Here is a 17195-nt window from a genome sequence, read left to right as displayed (position 1 = left end):
ATCCAACGGTCGAACTCAGCGGAAGGCTGGAGCGACCCGAGCTGCCCACTGTGCGTACCCCGTCGCGGGACGTCCGAGGACCCGCTCGACATCACCGCTGACCAGCTGCTCCTCGGGCGTCGGCTCGCCGAGAATGCTGAGGGTGTGGTCCGCGACCGACTCCGGCATGAAGCGCAGCATGTTGACCCTGGCCTCCGCCCGGCTGAGCTCCACGAACCGCAACGGCTCCCCGAGTACTCCCGCCAGCGTCTCCGCCTGATCGCGCGGAGTGACGAGTTCCGGTCCGGTCACGGTGTAGCTCTGCCCGTGATGGCCGTCCCGCGTCAGCGCGGCCGCGGCCACGGCCGCGATATCGCCCGGATCCACCTGCGGCAGACCGACATCCCCGAAGGGCGCGGGAATCATCCGCCCGGCACGGACCGGTTCGATCCAGGCGAACGTATTGGTGAAGAACCCGCCCGGCCGCAGCACCGTCCACGCCAGCTCCGACGCGGCCAGCGCCTGTTCGAAGGCCAGCGTCCGCGCGTATCCGTCACTGTCCGGCCGGGTCACCGCGCCCTGCGAGGACAGGAACACCACGCGCCGGACGCCCGCCGCCGCAACGGTTTTCAGCACCTCTGCCGGCGCGGGCCCCTCGACCAGCTGCGCTCCGGTGATGAGCAGGAACAAGCTGTCCGCACCTGTCACCGCCTCGGCCAGGCTGTCGAGATCCCCGATGTCGGCGCGGCGGTGCTCGGCGCCGTGGGCCGCTCCGCCTCCCCGCGCTTGGTCGATCGGCTTCTCGCCGCGCGAGACGGCGACCACCTTCTCACCGGCTTCCGCGAGTTCGCGCACGAGCGCGCTGCCGACGTTTCCGGTCGCTCCGGTAACCACGATCATCCGTCTCACTCCTGAGTTAGTTGGCTGACTAAATCGAACGATAGGCCATATGACCGGCCGTTGTCTATAGTTAGTCGTATGACTGACTCAGTGGTGCGGGCGTCGGGGAAGCGCGAACGACTCTCGGATGCCGCCGCCAAGGTCTTCCACGAGCAGGGCGTGGAGAAGACGACCATCGCCGATATCGCGCGCGCCGCCGACGTGCCGGTCGGCAATGTGTACTACTACTTCAAGACCAAGGATCAGCTGGTCCAGGCGGCGATCGGCGCGCACGCGCGCACGGCCCAGGAGATCATCACCGTCCTGGATCGGATCGACGCCCCCGCATCGCGATTGAAGGCGCTGGTGCGGGGCTGGGTGGAGCAGCGCGACGTCGCCGCCCGATTCGGTTGCCCCTCGGGCACTCTCGCCACCGAACTGGACAAGCGGGCGGACGGCCTCGACCGGGAGCTCGCCGATGTCATGCGCGGGCTGCTGGAGTGGATCGACGCGCAGTTCGCGGCGATGGGGCGCAGTGACTCTCGTGAACTCGCGGTCGCGCTGCTGGCCGCCTATCAGGGAATTTCCCTGCTCACGAATACTTTCCGCGACCCGGCCATGATGGCGGCCGAGGGTGCTCGCCTGGAACGCTGGATCGACTCGCTGGTCCCGGCGACCTGAGTCGAAAATCGCGGATCAGTTCAGTTGCGGCTGAACGGGTCTGACGCTCCAGCGGCCCTCGTCGCGCAGAATCCGCACCGGATGGTCGAAGCAGGTGCTGATGTGGGCGGTGGTGATCACCTCGTCGACCGCGCCGGCGGCGACCGTCCGGCCATCGCGCAGCAACATGGCGTGGGTGGTGCCCGGCGGAAGCTCCTCCAAGTGATGGGTCACCAGCACCGACGCCAGCTCCGGGTGGGTGCGCTGGAGCAGGTCGACGCGCTCCAGGAGTTGTTCGCGCCCGGCCAGATCCAGCCCGGTGGCCGGTTCGTCGAGCAGCAGCAGGCGTGGGCTGGGCATGAGGGCGCGGGCGATGAGGGTGCGGCCGCGCTGGCCCTGGGACAGGATCTGCCAGTCCGCGTCGCGGCGGTGCGACAGGCCGAGCAGATCGACCAGGCGGTCCGCCTCGGCGAGCTGTTCCGGGGAGGCCTGCCAGCGGGGGATCAGGGCCGCGGTATTGGTCGCGCCGGTCAGCACGACCTCGCGCACGGTGAGTGTGCCACTGGGCATATGACGCGGATCGACGTGCCCGATGCCGGCCCGCAGTGCGCGCATGTCGACGCGCCCCAGCCGCTTGCCGAGCACCTCCACAGCGCCCTTGGTGGGATGTTCGAACGCGCCGAGCATGCGCAGCAGCGTGGTCTTGCCCGCGCCATTGGGGCCCAGCAGCGCCCAGTGCTCACCGGCGTGCACGGTGAGCGAAACCCCTTGCAGGATGGGGCTTCCACTCCGCACCACCGTCACGTCGCTCACGTTCAGCACCGGGTCCGTCATGCCCCGAGCCTAGCAAAGTCCTCAGACAAGTTGAGGAGTAGGGGAGCCTGGCGGTTAGCTCTGTGTTTGCTGTGTAGGGTGGCGGCATGGCGATCGACGCGGTGCTGTTCGACTTCTCCGGCACACTCTTCCGATTCGACGACGCGGCCTTTCATGGCGCGCGCCTCACCGATGCCGCCGGCCGCCTGCTCGACACCCATGAGGTCGCCGAGATCATGCGCCGGATGACCGCTCCCGTCGGGCGGTTCGTCGAGTTGGACGCCGATGGCCAATTTGCCTGGGAGAACCGGGATCTCGATCCCGTGCTGCATCGCCGCGCCTACCTCGAGGTGCTCGAGCGGTCCGGTGTCCCCGAGTCGCAGGCGGTCCGGCTCTACGAACTCATGCGCGACCCGGGGGAATGGTCGCCGTATCCGGATACCGGCGAGGTGCTGCGCGCACTCCATGAGCGCGGTCTGGGCGTGGGGGTGGTCAGCAATATCGCCTTCGATATCCGCCCGGCCTTCGCCGACCGCGGCTGGCTCCGATATATCGATGAATTCGCGTTGTCGTACGAAGTCGGTGCCATGAAGCCGGATGCGCGCATCTTCGCGGCGGCTCTCGATGTCCTCGGCGTGGCTCCCGGCCGGGCCCTCATGGTCGGTGACAGCCTGGAGGCCGACGGCGGCGCCAAGGCGCTGGGCTGCGCGTTCGCTCTGGTCGACCCGCTGCCGACGGACGATCGCGCGACCGGACTGTGGGATGCGGTCCGCGCGCACGACCTCCTGTCTCCCTAACTTACAAACCAGTCGGTTCGTGTTCCAATTCACCCTTGCTGCGGATAGATTGTCGATATATCGTCGATAGCAGCAAATGCAACGACGAGCCTTGAAGGAGGCACGACCATGGAACACATGGACAACATCGAACGGGGCCGCGGCCCCTGGCGGCGACGCGGCGACGAGCGGCAGGGCCCCGAACATCCGCGGATGCGTCGAGGCGGGCCCCGCGGCCCGCGCGGTGAATTCGGCCCGCACCGCCACGGCCACGGCCGCGGATTCGGCCCTGACTTCGGTCCCGGCTTCGGGCCCGGTCCACACTTCGGTCGCGGTCGCGGCCGCGGCGGACGCGGCCGGCGCGGCGATGTCCGCGCCGCCATCCTGCTCCTGCTGCAGGAGCGGCCCATGCACGGTTACGAGCTGATTCAGCAGATTCGCGAACGCAGCGAGGATGTCTGGCGTCCCAGCCCTGGCTCCATCTACCCCGCGCTGGCGCAGCTCGAGGACGAGGGCCTGGTGCTCATCGAGAAGGTGTCGGGTCGCAAGACGGCCAAGCTCACCGACGCCGGACTCGAGTACGTCGAGGCCAACCGCGCCGATCTGGGCGACCCCTGGCAGGACGTCAAGGACGGCGTCGGCGATCAGGCCCTGGACCTGCGCGGACTGGTCGGTCAGCTGATGGGCGCGGTGGCCCAGGTGGCCGCCGTCGGCACCAAGGATCAGGCGGCCAAGGCGGCCGAGGTGCTCACCGAAGCGCGCCGCTCGCTGTACCGGATCCTCGCCGAGGACGACACACCCGAAAAATGACGGGTCCGAATCACCGGAAACCGCCGGGACTTTCGGCTCGAAACCGGTCAAGATCGTGACATGGGACAACAGCGCCCCATGCGATCTTGTGACATGGGACAAAAGAGGAACCGGACGCGCGGATTCTTGCATCGCGTCGCGCCGGTGGGGGTAGTGGTGCTGGCGGCCGCCGTGATCGGTACAGCCGCCACCCCGTCAGGGACCTACGCGCGGGCCGAACCGGCCGCCGCACCGGTCCTGCGGGTGCCTGCCCAGCAGGGGCCGCCGCAGACCGGGCATCTGGCGGCGGCCAAGTATCTGAAAGAGCATCCGGACGCTGCGCCCCAGGGCGCCAACGACTTCGGCTGCAAACCCACCGCCGAACACCCGCGGCCGGTGATCCTGGCCCACGGCACCGATTCCTCGGCCTACTCCGACTGGGCGGGCCTGAGCCCGCTGCTCGCCAAGGCCGGGATCTGTGTCTTCGCTCTGAACTACGGCGGCAAGCCCGGCAAAGACACCTTCGGCACCGAGGACGTGTGGGCCAGCTCCGCGCAGATCGGCGTCTTCGTCGACCAGGTGCTCGCCGCCACGGGCGCCACGCAGGTGGATCTGGTCGGTTTCTCCCAGGGCGCGAGCGTGACTCGCTACTGGATCAACAAGCTCGGCGGCGCGCCCAAGGTCGGGCAGTGGATCGGGATGGCCTCGCCCAGCTACGGCGGCATCATGTACGGGCTGGTGCCGATCGCCGACGCGGTGCCGGGCATCTACAAGCTCGTCGAGTTCGGCTCCTCGCTCGCCGCCGTCCAGCAGGCCGCGGGATCGCCGTTCATCACCGACCTCAACGCGGGTGGCGACACGGTGCCGGGTGTGAAATACACGACCATCGGCAGCCGGGTGGATGAGATGATCCAGCCCAACACCAATATCGCCCTGCGCGGTCCGGGCGCGACCAATATCGTGCTGCAGGATCTGTGCGAAGCCGACCTGACCGGGCATTTCCACCTGGTCTACGACCCGTTCGCGCAACAGCTGGCGGTCAATCTGCTCGATCCCGGACACGCCGTGACACCGGCCTGCGTCCCGGTGCCGTTCGGCACCGGGATCAGCGATGTCGTGTTGGCGGCGCATTCCTGATCGGGGTGGTCACGGGCGTCCGTAAAATGAGACGACCGTATTCGTTCGCTATCGGGAGCTGCCCGTGACCATCCAGCCTGTCCGCCTGTTCGGCGATCCGATCCTGCGCGCCCGCGCGGCGGAGGTCGAGACGTTCGACCGGGAGGTGCGCCAGCTGGTCACCGACCTCATCGACACCATGTACGAGAGCGGGGGCGTCGGCATGGCCGCCCCGCAGATCGGGGTCGGGCTGCGGGTATTCGTCTACGACACCGGTGATGCCCAGGGGCATCTGATCAACCCCGTCTTCGAGGTCGAGGGCGAGGAGACCCAGACCGGGCCCGAGGGCTGCCTGTCGATCCCGGGCGTGCGTTTCGACGTGACCCGGCCGATGACCGTGCGGGCGCGCGGCGTCGACATGGACGGCAAGCCGGTGGAGTTCCGGGCCGAAGGGCTGCTGGCGCGCTGCGTGCAGCACGAGACCGATCACCTCGACGGCGTGCTGTTCCTGCAGCGGCTGGAGTCGGCCTTCCGCAAGGAGGCCATGCGCACGATTCGCGAATCGTCTTGGTTCACACAGGGAATCACGGTGCTGCCCGCGTCCGAGATCGGCGGCGGTCGCCGCGCCTCGGCCGGTAGCCGGGAACGGAGCCGCTGATATGCGTCTGGTCTTCGCGGGAACCCCTGAACCGGCGGTGCCGTCGCTGCGGCGACTCATCGAATCCGAGCGACACGAGGTGGTCGGGGTGGTGACCCGGCCCGACGCGGTGGCCGGACGCGGCCGCAAGATCACCCGCTCGCCCATCGGGCAGCTGGCCGACGAGCACGGGATTCCGGTGTTCACGCCGCGCAAGCCGTCCGAGCCCGAGTTCATCGCCCAGCTCACCGAACTCGCGCCGGACTGCTGCCCGGTGGTGGCCTACGGCGCGCTGCTGCCCGAAACGGTGCTCGCGATTCCCCGGTTCGGCTGGATCAACCTGCACTTCTCGCTGCTGCCCGCCTGGCGCGGCGCGGCGCCGGTGCAGTCGGCGCTGCTGGCGGGTGACGAGTACACCGGTGCGTCCACCTTCCTCATCGAGAAGGGCCTCGATACCGGGCCCGTCTTCGGCACCATGACCGAGAAGGTCGCGCCCGCCGACACCGCGGGCACCCTGCTCGAGCGTCTCGCCGACAGTGGCGCGGTGCTGTTGGAATCCACCCTCGACGCCGTGGAAGACGGTGCCGTGCAAGCGGTTCCGCAGCCCCTGGACGGCATCTCCTACGCCCCCAAGGTGGAACCGGAAGCGGGCCGCATCCGCTGGGACCAGCCCGCCCTCGCCATCTCCCGCCGCATCCGCGCGGTCACCCCCGCGCCCGGCGCGTTCACCGAGATCGACGGCAAACGCCTCAAACTCGGCCCCGTCGAACTCGTGGAGGAAACCCTCCCGCCCCGCACCATCGACGTGCGCAAGTCCGGCGTCTTCATCGGCACCGCCACCACGGCGGTCCGCCTCACCCAGGTCCAGCCCCAGGGCAAACGCATGATGCCCGCCCTCGACTGGGCCCGTGGCGCCCGCCTGGAACCCGGCACGGTGACCGAATGACCAACCCCGACAACAACCCTCCCCGCCGCCCCTTCCGCCGCTCCTCGGCCGGGGCGGCCGACGACTCGAACACGACCCGCGGCGCCGACAGCGGTGACCGCCGCGCGGGCTACGGCCGCGGCGATCGCCCCGCCGGCGAGCGTGATTCGGGCTCGAACCGCTCCTCGGGCGGCCTGCGCGGCCGCGAGGGCTACGGCTCACGCGCAGGCGGCGACACCGGAGATCGCGGTCGCAATGACGACCGGCGCGGCGGAGAACGTAATGCTGGATTGAATCGTCCGGGCGGAGGCCCGCGTGGACGCTCCTTCGGCGATGACCGTCGCGACAGCGCGGGTCGTGGTGGTTGGGACGGTGCGGGTGGCGGACGCGGCAATGACGACCGTCATGGATCCGGTGCGGGCGACCGCGATTCGGGCTCGAACCGGTCCTTCGGCGGCGCGCGTGGGCGCGACGCGGACCGCGGTGGTGGTCGGGAGCGGTCCGGTGGCGGACGCTGGAACGACGACGAACGCGGTGGATTCGGCGGTGGCGGGCGTGATTCCGGCTCGGGTGGCCGTTCTTCCGGCGGTGACCGGCGTGGCGCGTCCGGCGGTCGTGGTCGAGCGGGTGGGGATGACCGCGGCTGGGATCGGCCGGGTGGCGGCCGTCGCACCGACGACGACCGTCGCGGATCCGGCGGGGGAGACCATGATTCGGGTTCCCGTCGGTCCGGTGCCGGGTCTCGCGGTGGAGATGAGCGGGGTACGGGGCGGGAGCGTGAGGCGACCGGTGGCCGGCCATCCGGCGGCCGTGGCGGTGACTCGTTCGGCGGCAAGACCGGCGGCGGACGGGGCAGGTCCTCCGGCAGCGCGCGGCCTTCGCACGGCGATCGGGGCGGCAAGCGGGTAGACGCTGGTGCGCGGGGTGGCGAGCCCGGAGCTGCGGCGGCTCGGCGGGCCGAGAAGGCCGGGGCCGATCCGGTCCGGATCGTGGCGCGGGATGTGCTGCGGGCGGTGCGGGAGCGGGATGCCTACGCGAATCTGGTGCTGCCGGGGTTGTTGCGGGAGCGGAAGATCAGTGGGCGCGACGCGGCGCTGGCGACCGAGCTGGCGTATGGAGCCTCGCGGTCGGTGGGGTTGCTGGACGCGGTGATCGCCGATTGCGCGGGCCGCGCCGTCGAGGAGATCGACGGGCCGTTGCTGGATGCGTTGCGGCTGGGGACCTATCAGTTGCTGCGGACCCGGATCGGGGCGCATGCGGCCGTCGATACGTCGGTGGCGCTGGTGCGGGCCGAGTACGGGCAGGGGCGGGCCGGGTTCGTGAACGCGGTGCTGCGGCGGGTGGCCGAGCGCACTCCGGAGGAGTGGGTGGAGCGGCTCGCGCCGTCGGATCCATTGGGGCACTTGGCGTTCGAATTCGCGCATCCGGTGTGGATCGCGCAGGCGTTCGCGGACGCGCTCGGCGCGCGGGCGGGCGAGCTGCGTGACGTGCTCGAAGCGGACGACGCACGGCCGCTGGTGCATCTGGTGGCGCGGCCCGGCGATATGACCGCCGAGGAGCTGGCGCTGATCACCGGCGGCGAGGAAGGCCGCTGGTCGCCGTACGCGGTGTACCTCGACGGCGGCGATCCGGCGAAGCTGGAACCGGTCCGCGAGGGCATGGCCGCGGTGCAGGACGAGGGCAGTCAGCTGGTGGCACTGGCGGTTACCCGCGCGCCCCTCGAGGGTGAGGACGGCGGTCGCTGGCTGGATCTGTGCGCCGGTCCGGGCGGTAAGACCGCTTTTCTGGCCTCGATCGCCGAGATCGACGGCTTCCGCGTCGATGCCGTCGAACCGGCCGAGCACCGTGCTGACCTGGTCCGAAAGGCCACTCGCGGCATGCCGGTCGACGTGCACGTCGCCGACGGCCGCGACTCGGGTCTGACCCCGGGCTTCGACCGCATCCTCGTCGACGCCCCGTGCACCGGCCTGGGCGCGCTGCGCCGCCGCCCGGAGGCTCGCTGGCGCCGCCAGCCCTCCGACGTCCGTGACCTGGTCACCTTGCAGCGTGAACTGCTCACCGCCGCATGGGATCTCGTCCGCCCGGGCGGCGTGGTGGTCTACTCGACCTGTTCCCCGCACCTGCCGGAAACGGTCTCGGTGGTGTCGGACATGGTCCGCCGCACCGGCGCCGAACAGCTCGATACCCGCGAGCTGCTCCCCGGCGTCCCGGAACTCGGCGACGGCCCCGGCGCTCAGTTGTGGCCGCACCGCCACGGCACCGACGCCATGTTCCTCGCGGCCCTGCGCAAGCCACTGGACGCGTAGCCGCTCGAACACCGAAAGCCCCTGCGGCGTGATTTACTACTCACCGCCGCAGGGGCTTTCGCATGTCCTGTCGGGGTCCGGGGCGCCGTCTCAACCGGTCGCAGCAGCTACCTCGGCACCAACCGCGCCACCGGCAATCCCGTGCGGACCGCCCCCGCATCGACCTCGCCGTCGAATTCGGCCCGGCCTCGGCGGTCCGAGTCGCCGGTCCACCTGGCCGGCTATGATCCGCCGCGAGCAGCACCATCCGAATGACGGAGCGCTCACCCAGGCGGGTTGCTTCCACCTCGGTTGGCCGGGCCCCTTCGCACGTGGGATGTCCCCGCTGGCGGAGCATGCATGTCCGGCGCGCAAGGGCTGTTCGGCCACCAGGATTCGGGTGACATCGCAGATCCACCAGTCGCTGTGCGCCGCTCCAATCTAGGCGTGGCCGATCCGTCGAGGTCGCCCGCCTCGAGTGGCGGGGTCACTCGCGGGCGGACTGCTCCCGCAGGCGGGCCAGGGTCTTGGACAGGATGCGGGAGACGTGCATCTGGGAGATGCCCATCTGCTGGGCGATCTGCGTCTGCGTCATGGATTCGAAGAATCGCATGGTCAGGATGCGGCGTTCGCGTTCCGGCAGCCCGGCCAGCAGCGGGCGGATGGCGACGTACTCCTCGACCCGGTCGAATTGGGATTCTTCCTCGCCGAGGGTGTCGAGCAGTGACGCCTCGGTGTCGCGGCCGACGGAGACGGCGTCGATGCTGCTGGGCTGGTACGCGTTTCCGGCGATGACCGCCTGGGTGACCTCGTCGGCGTCGATGTCGAGCGCGGCGGCGATCTCCTTGGCGGTGGGGGAGCGGCCCAACTGCTGGGAGAGCGCGTCGATCGCGGAGCCGATGCGCAGGTGGGTTTCCTTGACGCGCCGCGGCACTCGCATGGCCCAGGTGTTGTCGCGGAAGTAGCGCCGTACCTCGCCCATGATGGTGGGCACCGCGAAGGACAGGAAGTTGGAGCCGCGGGAGATGTCGAACCGGTCCACCGCGTGCACCAGGCCGACCCGCGCGACCTGGGTGAGGTCGTCGAAAGGCTCACCGCGGCCGCTGAATTTGCGGGCGATGTGGTCGGCCAGCGGGATGCACCGGTTGATCAGCTGTGAGCGCAGGGCGGCGCGCCCCGCGGATCCCGGTGCGGCGGCCGCGAGTTCCTCGAACAGCAGCGCGACGTCGTCGTAGCCGGAGACGCTGCGCGCGACCTCCTCCGCCTCCTCGGCGTCGACGGTCTCCTCGGCGCTGTCCTCGGCCGGTTCCTCGGATTCGGGGCTTTCGGGGGCTTCGGTGTCGGCGGTCGGATCCTCGGGCCGGGCCGCGTCGTCGGGGGAGGGGAACACGTCTTCTCCGGTCACTACGCCTTCCCCCGGACCCGCCGGAACTCCACCGCCGTCGGGTATCCGGAGATCGCCGGATCGAAGGGTTCCTGGGTGGCGGTGACCTCGTCGCAGAGGGTCCGCAGCACGTGCCAGCCGAAGCTGCGCTGGTCGGGTAGCCCTTCGGCGGCGGCGGTGCCGCGGACCCGCACGATCAGGTCGGACTCGCCGACGGTGAACAGACACTGCAGCGTGGAACCCGGGGCGGCGATGGCGATCAGGGTGGAGGCGGCCTCGTCGACGGCGAGCCGGATGTCGGCCACCTCGTCGAGGGTGAAATCGCTGAGCAGCACCAGGGTTTCGGCGAGTCCGCGCACGATGGGCAACTGGGATACGGAGGCGGCGACACCGATTTCGACCGGTGTGCCGCGCAACCCTTGTTCCGCCGAAATGTTGATCACCCTGTAGAGGCTACCCATTCCGGTGCGCGGCAATCAGCCATTCCCGTGACGCGGGACGCACTCGGCGGTGCCGATAGACTGCCGCGTGTGTGCACCTCTTCCTCCCCGTTCCAGCGTCCGGCCCCGATGATCGCCCCGTCCATCCTGTCCGCCGACTTCGCGAATCTCGCCGCCGAGCTGCGGGCGATCGAGGGCGCGGACTGGGTGCACGTCGATGTGATGGACAACCACTTCGTGCCCAACCTGACGATGGGCCCGCCGATCGTGCAGAGCCTGCTGAAGGTCACCGACATTCCGATGGACTGCCATCTGATGATCGAGGACCCCCAGCGCTGGGCCCCGTGGTACGCGGAGGCGGGCGCCTACAACGTCACCTTCCACGCCGAGGCCACCGACAACCCGATCGCGGTCGCTCGTGACATTCGCGCGGCGGGCGCCAAGGCCGGGCTCTCGGTGAAGCCGAACACCCCGATCGAGCCCTACCTCGAGATCCTGCGTGATTTCGACACCCTGCTGGTGATGAGCGTCGAACCCGGTTTCGGCGGACAATCTTTCATCCCGCACGTGCTGGACAAGGCCCGTCAGGTGCGCCGCCTGGTGGACGCCGGTGAGCTGCGCCTGGTGGTGGAGATCGACGGCGGCATCAATATGGACACCATCGAGCAGGCCGCCGAGGCCGGAATCGACTGCTTCGTGGCGGGTTCCGCGGTGTACGGCACCCCTGATCCGGCCGCGACGGTGGAAGCCTTGCGGCAGAAGGTGATCGCCGTCGAGGCGGCGGCGGCCCAATAGCTCGCGGCCGCCGCCGGGATCGGCGCTCAGTGCTCGAGGAGCGCTTCGATCACCGATTCCAGCGGTGGCACCGTGTCGGTGGTCTCCGGCGACCGGATCCAGGTGCGGTAGCCGGTGCGCTCGTCCTCGGCGGAGGGGAGCACGACCTGGGCGCCCGGGCAGGCGATGGTGGCGTAGAGCCGGAACAGGGCCGCGGTCACCGCGGTGCTGAGCGTCTCGGGCCGGGCGGGACCGGTGATGAAGGTCCAGCGCCGGGCCCGGGGGTGGTGCACCACCGGCCCGGCCAGATCAGCCTGGGTGAGCTGCTGGCGGACGCGTTCGCCGAGGTCGGCGGGCATGGTGACGGCCCCGTAACGGCTGCCTATCTCCAGCAGGATGTGCCGTGATGTCGGATCGATCGATGCCGGCAGGTGAAATTCGCGTCGGTACTGCACGCAGCGAACTTCGAGTGTCGAATCGAGAAGCGTTGTCACGCCGCACCCCTGACTGTGCCGATTGTGTTGTGTGCCACCTGGATCCGACCCGCGCGGGGTCCAACTTCCTTCGGTTCGTTTGCTGGTGTGGATCGTCACCCGGCCCGATCGCCGTGGACGCGTTGACCGTTCTGCTCTGAACTGCTCGCGGAGAGTTGAACTGTTGGAATCAGCTGCATAACAATCTTGCGACCGTTTTCGCTGCCGCGCAAGATTCAGGTGTGAGCGAGTCGTGGATTGGGTACCAACCGCCGTTGGGCCCGGTCAGACCATGGATAAATCCACTAGATTCCGATCCTGTAATAGGTGATTCCAAGCAATTCAAGCAATTTACTGATCGCAAGTTGGCTTATGCCCGATTTCGTCCATCCACCGGTATCCAACGCTCCAGTGAACGAGGCCGCATGTCGCCTACGACTGCGCGTCGTTAGGCTGAGGGGGACGGCCGTCCGCGCGGGAATACCGCGTGCGGGGCGCGCTGTTGGCTCGAGCGAGTACGCAGTCGCGATCAGGGAGAGGTACGCATGTTCACAGGCATCGTCGAGGAGCTGGGCGAGATCGTCGCCACCGAGCGGCTGGACGATTCGGCGCGGCTGACCATCCGCGGCCCCCTGGTGACCTCCGATGCGGGACACGGTGATTCGATCGCCGTCAACGGCGTCTGCCTCACCGTGGTGGACCGCGAGGTCGTCGGCGACACGTTCACCGTCGATGTGATGGCCGAGACCCTGGACCGCTCCAGCATCGGCGCCCTGGCCGCGGGTTCCCGCGTGAACCTGGAGCGCGCCGCGGCGGTGAACAGCCGCCTGGGCGGGCACATCGTCCAGGGTCACGTGGACGGCACCGGCACCATCGTCTCGCGCACCCCGCACGAGAACTGGGAGGTCGTGCGAATCTCGTTGCCCGACAGCATTGCCCGCTACGTCGTGGAGAAGGGCTCGATCACCGTCGACGGCATCTCGCTGACCGTCTCCGGCATCGGCCTCGCCGAGGACGCCTTCGCCGACGGCAACAAGGACTGGTTCGAGGTCTCGCTCATCCCCACCACCCGCGAGCTCACCACCCTGGGCGCCGCCCCCGTCGGCACCGTCGTGAATCTCGAAGTCGACATCATCGCCAAGTACGTCGAGCGGCTCGTACAGCGCGGCTGACCGGGCCCGCGACGCCGGAGGCGGCGCAATTCGGGCACTGCCTTACTGTAATGAGGCACCTAATTCGAGATGGAGCACAACAGACGTGACCAGGTTCGACACCGTAGAGCGCGCAGTCGCCGACATCGCCGCCGGTAAGGCGGTTGTCGTCGTCGACGACGAGGGCCGGGAGAACGAGGGCGACCTCATCTTCGCGGCGGAGAAGGCGACCCCCGAGCTGGTGGCCTTCATGATCCGCTACACCTCCGGTTACATCTGTGTGCCGCTCACCGGGGCGGACTGCGATCGCCTGGGCCTGCCGCCGATGTACGCGGTCAACCAGGACCGGCACGGCACCGCCTACACCGTCGCCGTCGATGCCCGGGAAGGCATCAGCACCGGCATCTCGGCCGCCGACCGCGCCACCACCATGCGCGTGCTGGCCGACCCCACCGCCAAATCCGATGATCTGACTCGTCCGGGGCATGTGGTTCCGTTGCGTGCCAAGGACGGTGGTGTGCTGCGCCGCCCCGGCCACACCGAGGCCGCCGTGGATCTGGCCCGGATGGCCGGACTCAGCCCCGCCGGAGTGATCTGCGAGATCGTGAGCCAGAAGAACGAAGGTGATATGGCGCGCACCGACGAGCTGCGCGTCTTCGCCGACGAACACGATCTGGCGCTCATCTCCATCGCCGACATGATCTCCTGGCGCCGCCGCAACGAGAAGCACGTCAAGCAGGTCGCCGAGGCCAAGCTGCCCACCGAGTTCGGCGACTTCCTGGCGATCGGCTACGAGAGCGAATACGACGACGCCGAGCATGTCGCCCTGGTGATGGGCGAGATCGGCGACGGCCGCGACGTACTGGTGCGCGTGCACTCCGAATGCCTCACCGGCGACGCCTTCGGCTCGCTGCGCTGCGACTGCGGCCCGCAGCTCGACGCCGCCATGGAGCTGATCGCGAAGCAGGGCCGCGGCGTGCTGCTCTACATGCGCGGCCACGAGGGCCGCGGCATCGGCCTGCTGCACAAGCTACAGGCGTACCAGCTACAGGACAGCGGCGACGACACCGTGGACGCCAACCTGAACCTGGGCCTGCCCGCCGACGCCCGTGACTACGGCATCGGCGCGCAGATCCTGGTCGACCTGGGCATCACCTCCATGCGGCTGCTCACCAACAACCCGGACAAGCGCGCCGGGATCGAGGGCTACGGTCTGAGCATCAGTGAGCGCGTGGCCATGCCGGTGCGCGCCAACAAGCACAATCTGCGGTACCTGCGCACCAAGCGGGATCGGATGGGCCACGACCTGGTCGGCCTGGAAGACCTGGACCTGGGCGAGACCGCGAACTGACAACCGAGAGGGCGGAACAACGATGAGCGGTACCGGCGTACCGGCTTTCGAGCTCGCCGATGCCAAGAACCTCAAGCTGGGGATCGTGGCCTCGCGCTGGCACACCACCATCTGTGACGCGCTGGTCGCGAACGCGGAGAAGACCGCCCGCGAGGCGGGCGTCGCCGACATCACCGTGGTCCGGGTCGCCGGCGCCATGGAGCTGCCCGTGGTGGCGCAGGCGCTGGCCCGCAGCCATGACGCGGTGGTCGCGCTCGGCGTCGTGATCCGGGGCGGCACACCGCATTTCGAGTACGTGTGCGATTCGGTGACCGCGGGCCTGACCCGGGTGTCGCTGGACGAGGGCACTCCGGTCGCCAATGGCGTGCTCACGGTGAACACCGAGGAGCAGGCGCTCGACCGCGCGGGCCTGCCGGGTTCGGCGGAGAACAAGGGCGAGCAGGCGGCCGCGGCCGCGCTGGACGCCGCGCTCACCCTGCGCGAACTCACCGCCTAGTCATGCCCGTCGTCCGGATCTGGAAGCGCGGCGGCTCCGAGGAGGAACCGCCGCGCGACCCCGCGACGACGGAAGGGCCTGCCGAGCATCCGACGCGGGCCGTTAGCGAGCAGCAGAAGCCGGAGTCCGATCCACCCATGGCACAGACGAAGCCCGACACCGCCGCGAACACCGACAGCGAGTGGGACCTCGAGGTCCGCCCGCGCCACGCCATCATCACCGTGCGGATCGTGGCCGCGGTGCTGGCCGCCGTCTTCATCTTCGGCGGCATCGTGCTGCGCCAGGGCTCCACCGGCGTCAACTTCCGGGTCTCCGATCAGATCGGCTTGGCGGCGTTCGGCCTGGTGCTGGCGGCGGGTGTGCTGACCCTGACCCGGCCCCGGGTGCGGGTCGGCAAGCGCGGGGTCATGGTGCGCAATATCGTCGGCGACAGCGAGTTCGGGTGGCAGGACATCCGCGGGATCTCTTTCCCGGACAAGAAGTCCTGGGCCCGGCTGGAACTGGTCCACGACGAGTACGTGCCGATGATGGCCATCCGCTCCAACGACAAGATGCGCGCGGCCGAGGCCATGGACCGGTTCCGCGAACTCGGCGCGAAGTACAGCGGCGAGAACAAGTAAGCCATCCGTCGCCGAGGCTTCGTGGCCGCGGCGGACGGATGGCTGTGCCTCGTCCGATCCGGTTCGGAATCAGTTCTCCGCGAGGGCTTTCGCGGTCTCCGGCCGTTGCGCGGGTACGGACTGCACCGCGCGCCGCGCCGGGATCAGCACCGCGATCAGCGCGGCGACCAGGCACACGACGCTACCGATCAGGAACACCGTGCGGAAGCCGTGCTCGGTCGGGATGCTGTGGCTGCCCATCTGCACACTCATCTGTGCCAGCACCGCGCCGACCACCGCGGCCGACACCGAGGTGCCGATCGAGCGCATCAGGGTGTTGAAGCTGTTGGCGGCCGCGGTCTCCGACTGCGGCACCGCGCCCATGATGAGCGCGGGCATCGCGCCGTAGGCGAAGGCGACACCGGTGCTGCAGATGATGTTGACGACCACCAGGCCTCCGATGGACCCCATCAGCGGCAGTGCCACACCGTAACCGGCGGCCATGATCAGCGTGCCCGTGACCAGCGTGGTCTTCGGGCCGCGCGCCGCGGACAGCTTCGCGCCGATCGGCGAGATGGCCATCATCATGATGCCGCCGGTGGCCATCCACACGCCCATCATGACCATGGACTGGCCCAGGCCGTAGCCGAGCGCCTTGGGCAGCTGCATGAGCTGCGGAAGGCTCAGTTGCAGCGCGTACAGGCCGACGCCGACCGCGATGCTGGCCAGGTTGGTGACCAGGACCTGCGGGCGGGCGGTGATTCGCAGATCGACCAGCGGTTCGGGGGCCCGAAGTTCCCACCAGCCCCACACCAGCAGCAGCACCAGGGCCGCGGCGAACAGCCCGAGGGTCGAGCCGCTGGTCCAGCCCCACGCCGCGCCCTTCGACACCGGCAGCAGCAGGCACACCAGGGCCGCGCCGAGCAGTAGCGCGCCGGGCACGTCGAAGCGGCCCGACGGTCCTTCGGAGGTGCCCTCCGGGACGACCAGGACGATGAGCGCGGTGGCGATCGCCACGAGAACCGCTGCGGCCCAGAACATCACACGCCAGTTGCTGTACTCGGTGACCGCGGACGCGATCGGCAGGCCGAGTGCGCCGCCGATGCCCAGCGACGAGCTGATCAGCGCGATGGCCGAACCGAGGCGCTCGGGCGGCATCACGTCGCGCAGCAGGGCGATGGCCAGCGGGATGGTGCCCACGCCCAGGCCCTGCAGCCCGCGCCCGATGATCATCGGGATCAGCGAGGTCGACACGGCGCACACGATCGAGCCGACCATGATCGGAATGGTCGAGGCGATGAGCATGCGGCGCTTGCCGTACATGTCGCCGAGCCGTCCCGCGACCGGCGTGGCCACCGCCGCCACCAGCAGGGTGATGGTGACGACCCATGACGCGTTCGACGCGGAGGCGTTCAGGATTCGGGGCAGGTCGCCCAGGAGCGGGACCACCAGGGTCTGCATCAGCGAGGCGACGACGCCGGTGTAGGCCAGCACCGCGAGGGTGCTGCCGGCGCGTGTGGGCTCCGGCGGGGCGCCGGCGGGCCGAGCAGCGGACTCGGGTCTGGTCATGGGGTTCCTTAAGATTTAGGCGGTCCAGGAGGACCGGGTGTGGCTGATGGGTTTCTGCCCTCGAGGGCTCCAGGAGAATGGCCGCCTGGTCCTCCGGGA

19 protein-coding genes are annotated in these 17195 nt (G+C 69.4%); 12 read left to right on the top strand and 7 right to left on the bottom strand.

Annotation, left to right across the window (positions count from 1 at the left end):
* Nucleotides 1–15: 15 nt before the first annotated feature.
* Complete coding sequence (locus ACFYTS_RS31580) at nucleotides 16–879, bottom strand: SDR family oxidoreductase (protein ID WP_387309122.1); 864 nt, start codon at nucleotides 877–879, stop codon at nucleotides 16–18.
* A 78-nt stretch (nucleotides 880–957) separates the two neighbouring features.
* Between ACFYTS_RS31580 and ACFYTS_RS31575 the strand changes: the two genes are divergently transcribed.
* Nucleotides 958–1539 carry a TetR/AcrR family transcriptional regulator gene (locus ACFYTS_RS31575; protein WP_387309121.1) on the top strand — a complete coding sequence of 194 codons (582 nt, stop codon included), beginning with the start codon at nucleotides 958–960 and terminating at the stop codon, nucleotides 1537–1539.
* A gap of 15 nt (nucleotides 1540–1554) precedes the next feature.
* Here the strand turns inward: ACFYTS_RS31575 and ACFYTS_RS31570 are convergent, their stop codons facing one another.
* Entirely contained in the window at nucleotides 1555–2352 is a 798-nt protein-coding gene (locus ACFYTS_RS31570) for an ABC transporter ATP-binding protein (protein ID WP_387309120.1), read from the bottom strand.
* 86 nt (nucleotides 2353–2438) lie between these two features.
* On the opposite strand from ACFYTS_RS31570, the gene ACFYTS_RS31565 reads away from it, so the two are divergent.
* The 5 genes from ACFYTS_RS31565 to fmt all read left to right on the top strand — a co-directional run bounded on the left by ACFYTS_RS31565 (nucleotide 2439) and on the right by fmt (nucleotide 6595).
* Nucleotides 2439–3128 (top strand): HAD family hydrolase, encoded by a 690-nt coding sequence (locus tag ACFYTS_RS31565; protein WP_387309119.1) that lies wholly within the window; start codon nucleotides 2439–2441, stop codon nucleotides 3126–3128.
* 192 nt (nucleotides 3129–3320) lie between these two features.
* The gene (locus ACFYTS_RS31560; RefSeq protein WP_387309192.1) at nucleotides 3321–3917 is read left to right on the top strand and encodes a PadR family transcriptional regulator; all 597 of its coding nucleotides are present in this window, start codon (nucleotides 3321–3323) and stop codon (nucleotides 3915–3917) included.
* Nucleotides 3918–4010: 93 nt separating this feature from the next.
* Nucleotides 4011–5033, top strand: coding sequence for an esterase/lipase family protein (locus ACFYTS_RS31555; protein WP_387309118.1), 1023 nt, complete (start codon nucleotides 4011–4013; stop codon nucleotides 5031–5033).
* A gap of 64 nt (nucleotides 5034–5097) precedes the next feature.
* Nucleotides 5098–5670 carry a peptide deformylase gene (gene def / locus ACFYTS_RS31550; RefSeq protein WP_357286176.1) on the top strand — a complete coding sequence of 191 codons (573 nt, stop codon included), beginning with the start codon at nucleotides 5098–5100 and terminating at the stop codon, nucleotides 5668–5670.
* Between the two features lies 1 nt (nucleotide 5671).
* Nucleotides 5672–6595 (top strand): methionyl-tRNA formyltransferase, encoded by a 924-nt coding sequence (fmt, locus tag ACFYTS_RS31545; RefSeq protein WP_357286178.1) that lies wholly within the window; start codon nucleotides 5672–5674, stop codon nucleotides 6593–6595.
* Nucleotides 6596–6792: 197 nt separating this feature from the next.
* Here fmt and ACFYTS_RS31540 read toward each other — a convergent pair whose 3' ends face one another.
* Entirely contained in the window at nucleotides 6793–7284 is a 492-nt protein-coding gene (locus ACFYTS_RS31540; RefSeq protein ID WP_387309117.1) for a hypothetical protein, read from the bottom strand.
* A gap of 279 nt (nucleotides 7285–7563) precedes the next feature.
* On the opposite strand from ACFYTS_RS31540, the gene ACFYTS_RS31535 reads away from it, so the two are divergent.
* Complete coding sequence (locus tag ACFYTS_RS31535) at nucleotides 7564–8880, top strand: RsmB/NOP family class I SAM-dependent RNA methyltransferase (RefSeq protein WP_357286183.1); 1317 nt, start codon at nucleotides 7564–7566, stop codon at nucleotides 8878–8880.
* Between the two features lie 466 nt (nucleotides 8881–9346).
* On the opposite strand, the gene ACFYTS_RS31530 is transcribed toward ACFYTS_RS31535, so the two are convergent.
* A complete protein-coding gene (locus ACFYTS_RS31530; RefSeq protein WP_387309116.1) occupies nucleotides 9347–10264 on the bottom strand; it encodes an RNA polymerase sigma factor SigF in 918 nt (305 codons plus the stop codon).
* Nucleotides 10264–10686 (bottom strand): anti-sigma factor, encoded by a 423-nt coding sequence (locus ACFYTS_RS31525; protein WP_379097892.1) that lies wholly within the window; start codon nucleotides 10684–10686, stop codon nucleotides 10264–10266. Before ACFYTS_RS31525 ends, ACFYTS_RS31530 begins: the two co-directional genes overlap by 1 nt.
* Before the next feature lie 126 nt (nucleotides 10687–10812).
* Here ACFYTS_RS31525 and rpe point away from each other — a divergent pair, with 126 nt between their 5' ends.
* Entirely contained in the window at nucleotides 10813–11478 is a 666-nt protein-coding gene (gene rpe / locus ACFYTS_RS31520) for a ribulose-phosphate 3-epimerase (RefSeq protein WP_387309191.1), read from the top strand.
* A 26-nt stretch (nucleotides 11479–11504) separates the two neighbouring features.
* Here the strand turns inward: rpe and ACFYTS_RS31515 are convergent, their stop codons facing one another.
* Nucleotides 11505–11912, bottom strand: a complete 408-nt coding sequence (locus ACFYTS_RS31515) for a hypothetical protein (protein WP_357286189.1) — start codon at nucleotides 11910–11912, stop codon at nucleotides 11505–11507.
* Between the two features lie 563 nt (nucleotides 11913–12475).
* Here ACFYTS_RS31515 and ACFYTS_RS31510 point away from each other — a divergent pair.
* The 4 genes from ACFYTS_RS31510 (at nucleotide 12476) to ACFYTS_RS31495 (ending at nucleotide 15548) form a co-directional block, all read left to right on the top strand.
* On the top strand, nucleotides 12476–13102 hold the full coding sequence (locus tag ACFYTS_RS31510; RefSeq protein ID WP_357286191.1) for a riboflavin synthase: 627 nt from the start codon (nucleotides 12476–12478) through the stop codon (nucleotides 13100–13102).
* Between the two features lie 85 nt (nucleotides 13103–13187).
* Nucleotides 13188–14432 (top strand): bifunctional 3,4-dihydroxy-2-butanone-4-phosphate synthase/GTP cyclohydrolase II, encoded by a 1245-nt coding sequence (locus tag ACFYTS_RS31505; protein ID WP_357286194.1) that lies wholly within the window; start codon nucleotides 13188–13190, stop codon nucleotides 14430–14432.
* A gap of 22 nt (nucleotides 14433–14454) precedes the next feature.
* Nucleotides 14455–14928 (top strand): 6,7-dimethyl-8-ribityllumazine synthase, encoded by a 474-nt coding sequence (gene ribH / locus ACFYTS_RS31500; RefSeq protein ID WP_357286197.1) that lies wholly within the window; start codon nucleotides 14455–14457, stop codon nucleotides 14926–14928.
* A 137-nt stretch (nucleotides 14929–15065) separates the two neighbouring features.
* Nucleotides 15066–15548: a PH domain-containing protein gene (locus ACFYTS_RS31495; RefSeq protein ID WP_357286200.1), complete on the top strand. Its 483-nt coding sequence runs from the start codon at nucleotides 15066–15068 to the stop codon at nucleotides 15546–15548.
* 69 nt (nucleotides 15549–15617) lie between these two features.
* On the opposite strand, the gene ACFYTS_RS31490 is transcribed toward ACFYTS_RS31495, so the two are convergent.
* Nucleotides 15618–17096, bottom strand: coding sequence for an MFS transporter (locus ACFYTS_RS31490; protein WP_387309115.1), 1479 nt, complete (start codon nucleotides 17094–17096; stop codon nucleotides 15618–15620).
* Between the last annotated feature and the right edge of the window lie 99 nt (nucleotides 17097–17195).

The sequence above is a fragment of the Nocardia sp. NPDC004151 genome (assembly GCF_042874235.1).
In the GTDB taxonomy this organism is placed as follows: Bacteria; Actinomycetota; Actinomycetes; order Mycobacteriales; family Mycobacteriaceae; genus Nocardia.
Note: the sequence above shows the minus strand (reverse complement) of the source record. Positions and strands in the feature narration are given on the sequence as shown.

What these genes read in the sequence shown, in the direction of transcription:
- ACFYTS_RS31580 (WP_387309122.1), bottom strand. Translation starts at nt 879, where the DNA reads ATGATCGTGGTTACCGGAGCGACCGGAAACGTCGGCAGCGCGCTCGTG.
- ACFYTS_RS31575 (WP_387309121.1), top strand. Translation starts at nt 958, where the DNA reads ATGACTGACTCAGTGGTGCGGGCGTCGGGGAAGCGCGAACGACTCTCG.
- ACFYTS_RS31570 (WP_387309120.1), bottom strand. Translation starts at nt 2,352, where the DNA reads ATGACGGACCCGGTGCTGAACGTGAGCGACGTGACGGTGGTGCGGAGT.
- ACFYTS_RS31565 (WP_387309119.1), top strand. Translation starts at nt 2,439, where the DNA reads ATGGCGATCGACGCGGTGCTGTTCGACTTCTCCGGCACACTCTTCCGA.
- ACFYTS_RS31560 (WP_387309192.1), top strand. Translation starts at nt 3,321, where the DNA reads ATGCGTCGAGGCGGGCCCCGCGGCCCGCGCGGTGAATTCGGCCCGCAC.
- ACFYTS_RS31555 (WP_387309118.1), top strand. Translation starts at nt 4,011, where the DNA reads ATGGGACAAAAGAGGAACCGGACGCGCGGATTCTTGCATCGCGTCGCG.
- fmt (WP_357286178.1), top strand. Translation starts at nt 5,672, where the DNA reads ATGCGTCTGGTCTTCGCGGGAACCCCTGAACCGGCGGTGCCGTCGCTG.
- ACFYTS_RS31540 (WP_387309117.1), bottom strand. Translation starts at nt 7,284, where the DNA reads ATGGTCTCCCCCGCCGGATCCGCGACGGTCGTCGTCGGTGCGACGGCC.
- rpe (WP_387309191.1), top strand. Translation starts at nt 10,813, where the DNA reads ATGATCGCCCCGTCCATCCTGTCCGCCGACTTCGCGAATCTCGCCGCC.
- ACFYTS_RS31510 (WP_357286191.1), top strand. Translation starts at nt 12,476, where the DNA reads ATGTTCACAGGCATCGTCGAGGAGCTGGGCGAGATCGTCGCCACCGAG.
- ribH (WP_357286197.1), top strand. Translation starts at nt 14,455, where the DNA reads ATGAGCGGTACCGGCGTACCGGCTTTCGAGCTCGCCGATGCCAAGAAC.
- ACFYTS_RS31495 (WP_357286200.1), top strand. Translation starts at nt 15,066, where the DNA reads ATGGCACAGACGAAGCCCGACACCGCCGCGAACACCGACAGCGAGTGG.
- ACFYTS_RS31490 (WP_387309115.1), bottom strand. Translation starts at nt 17,096, where the DNA reads ATGACCAGACCCGAGTCCGCTGCTCGGCCCGCCGGCGCCCCGCCGGAG.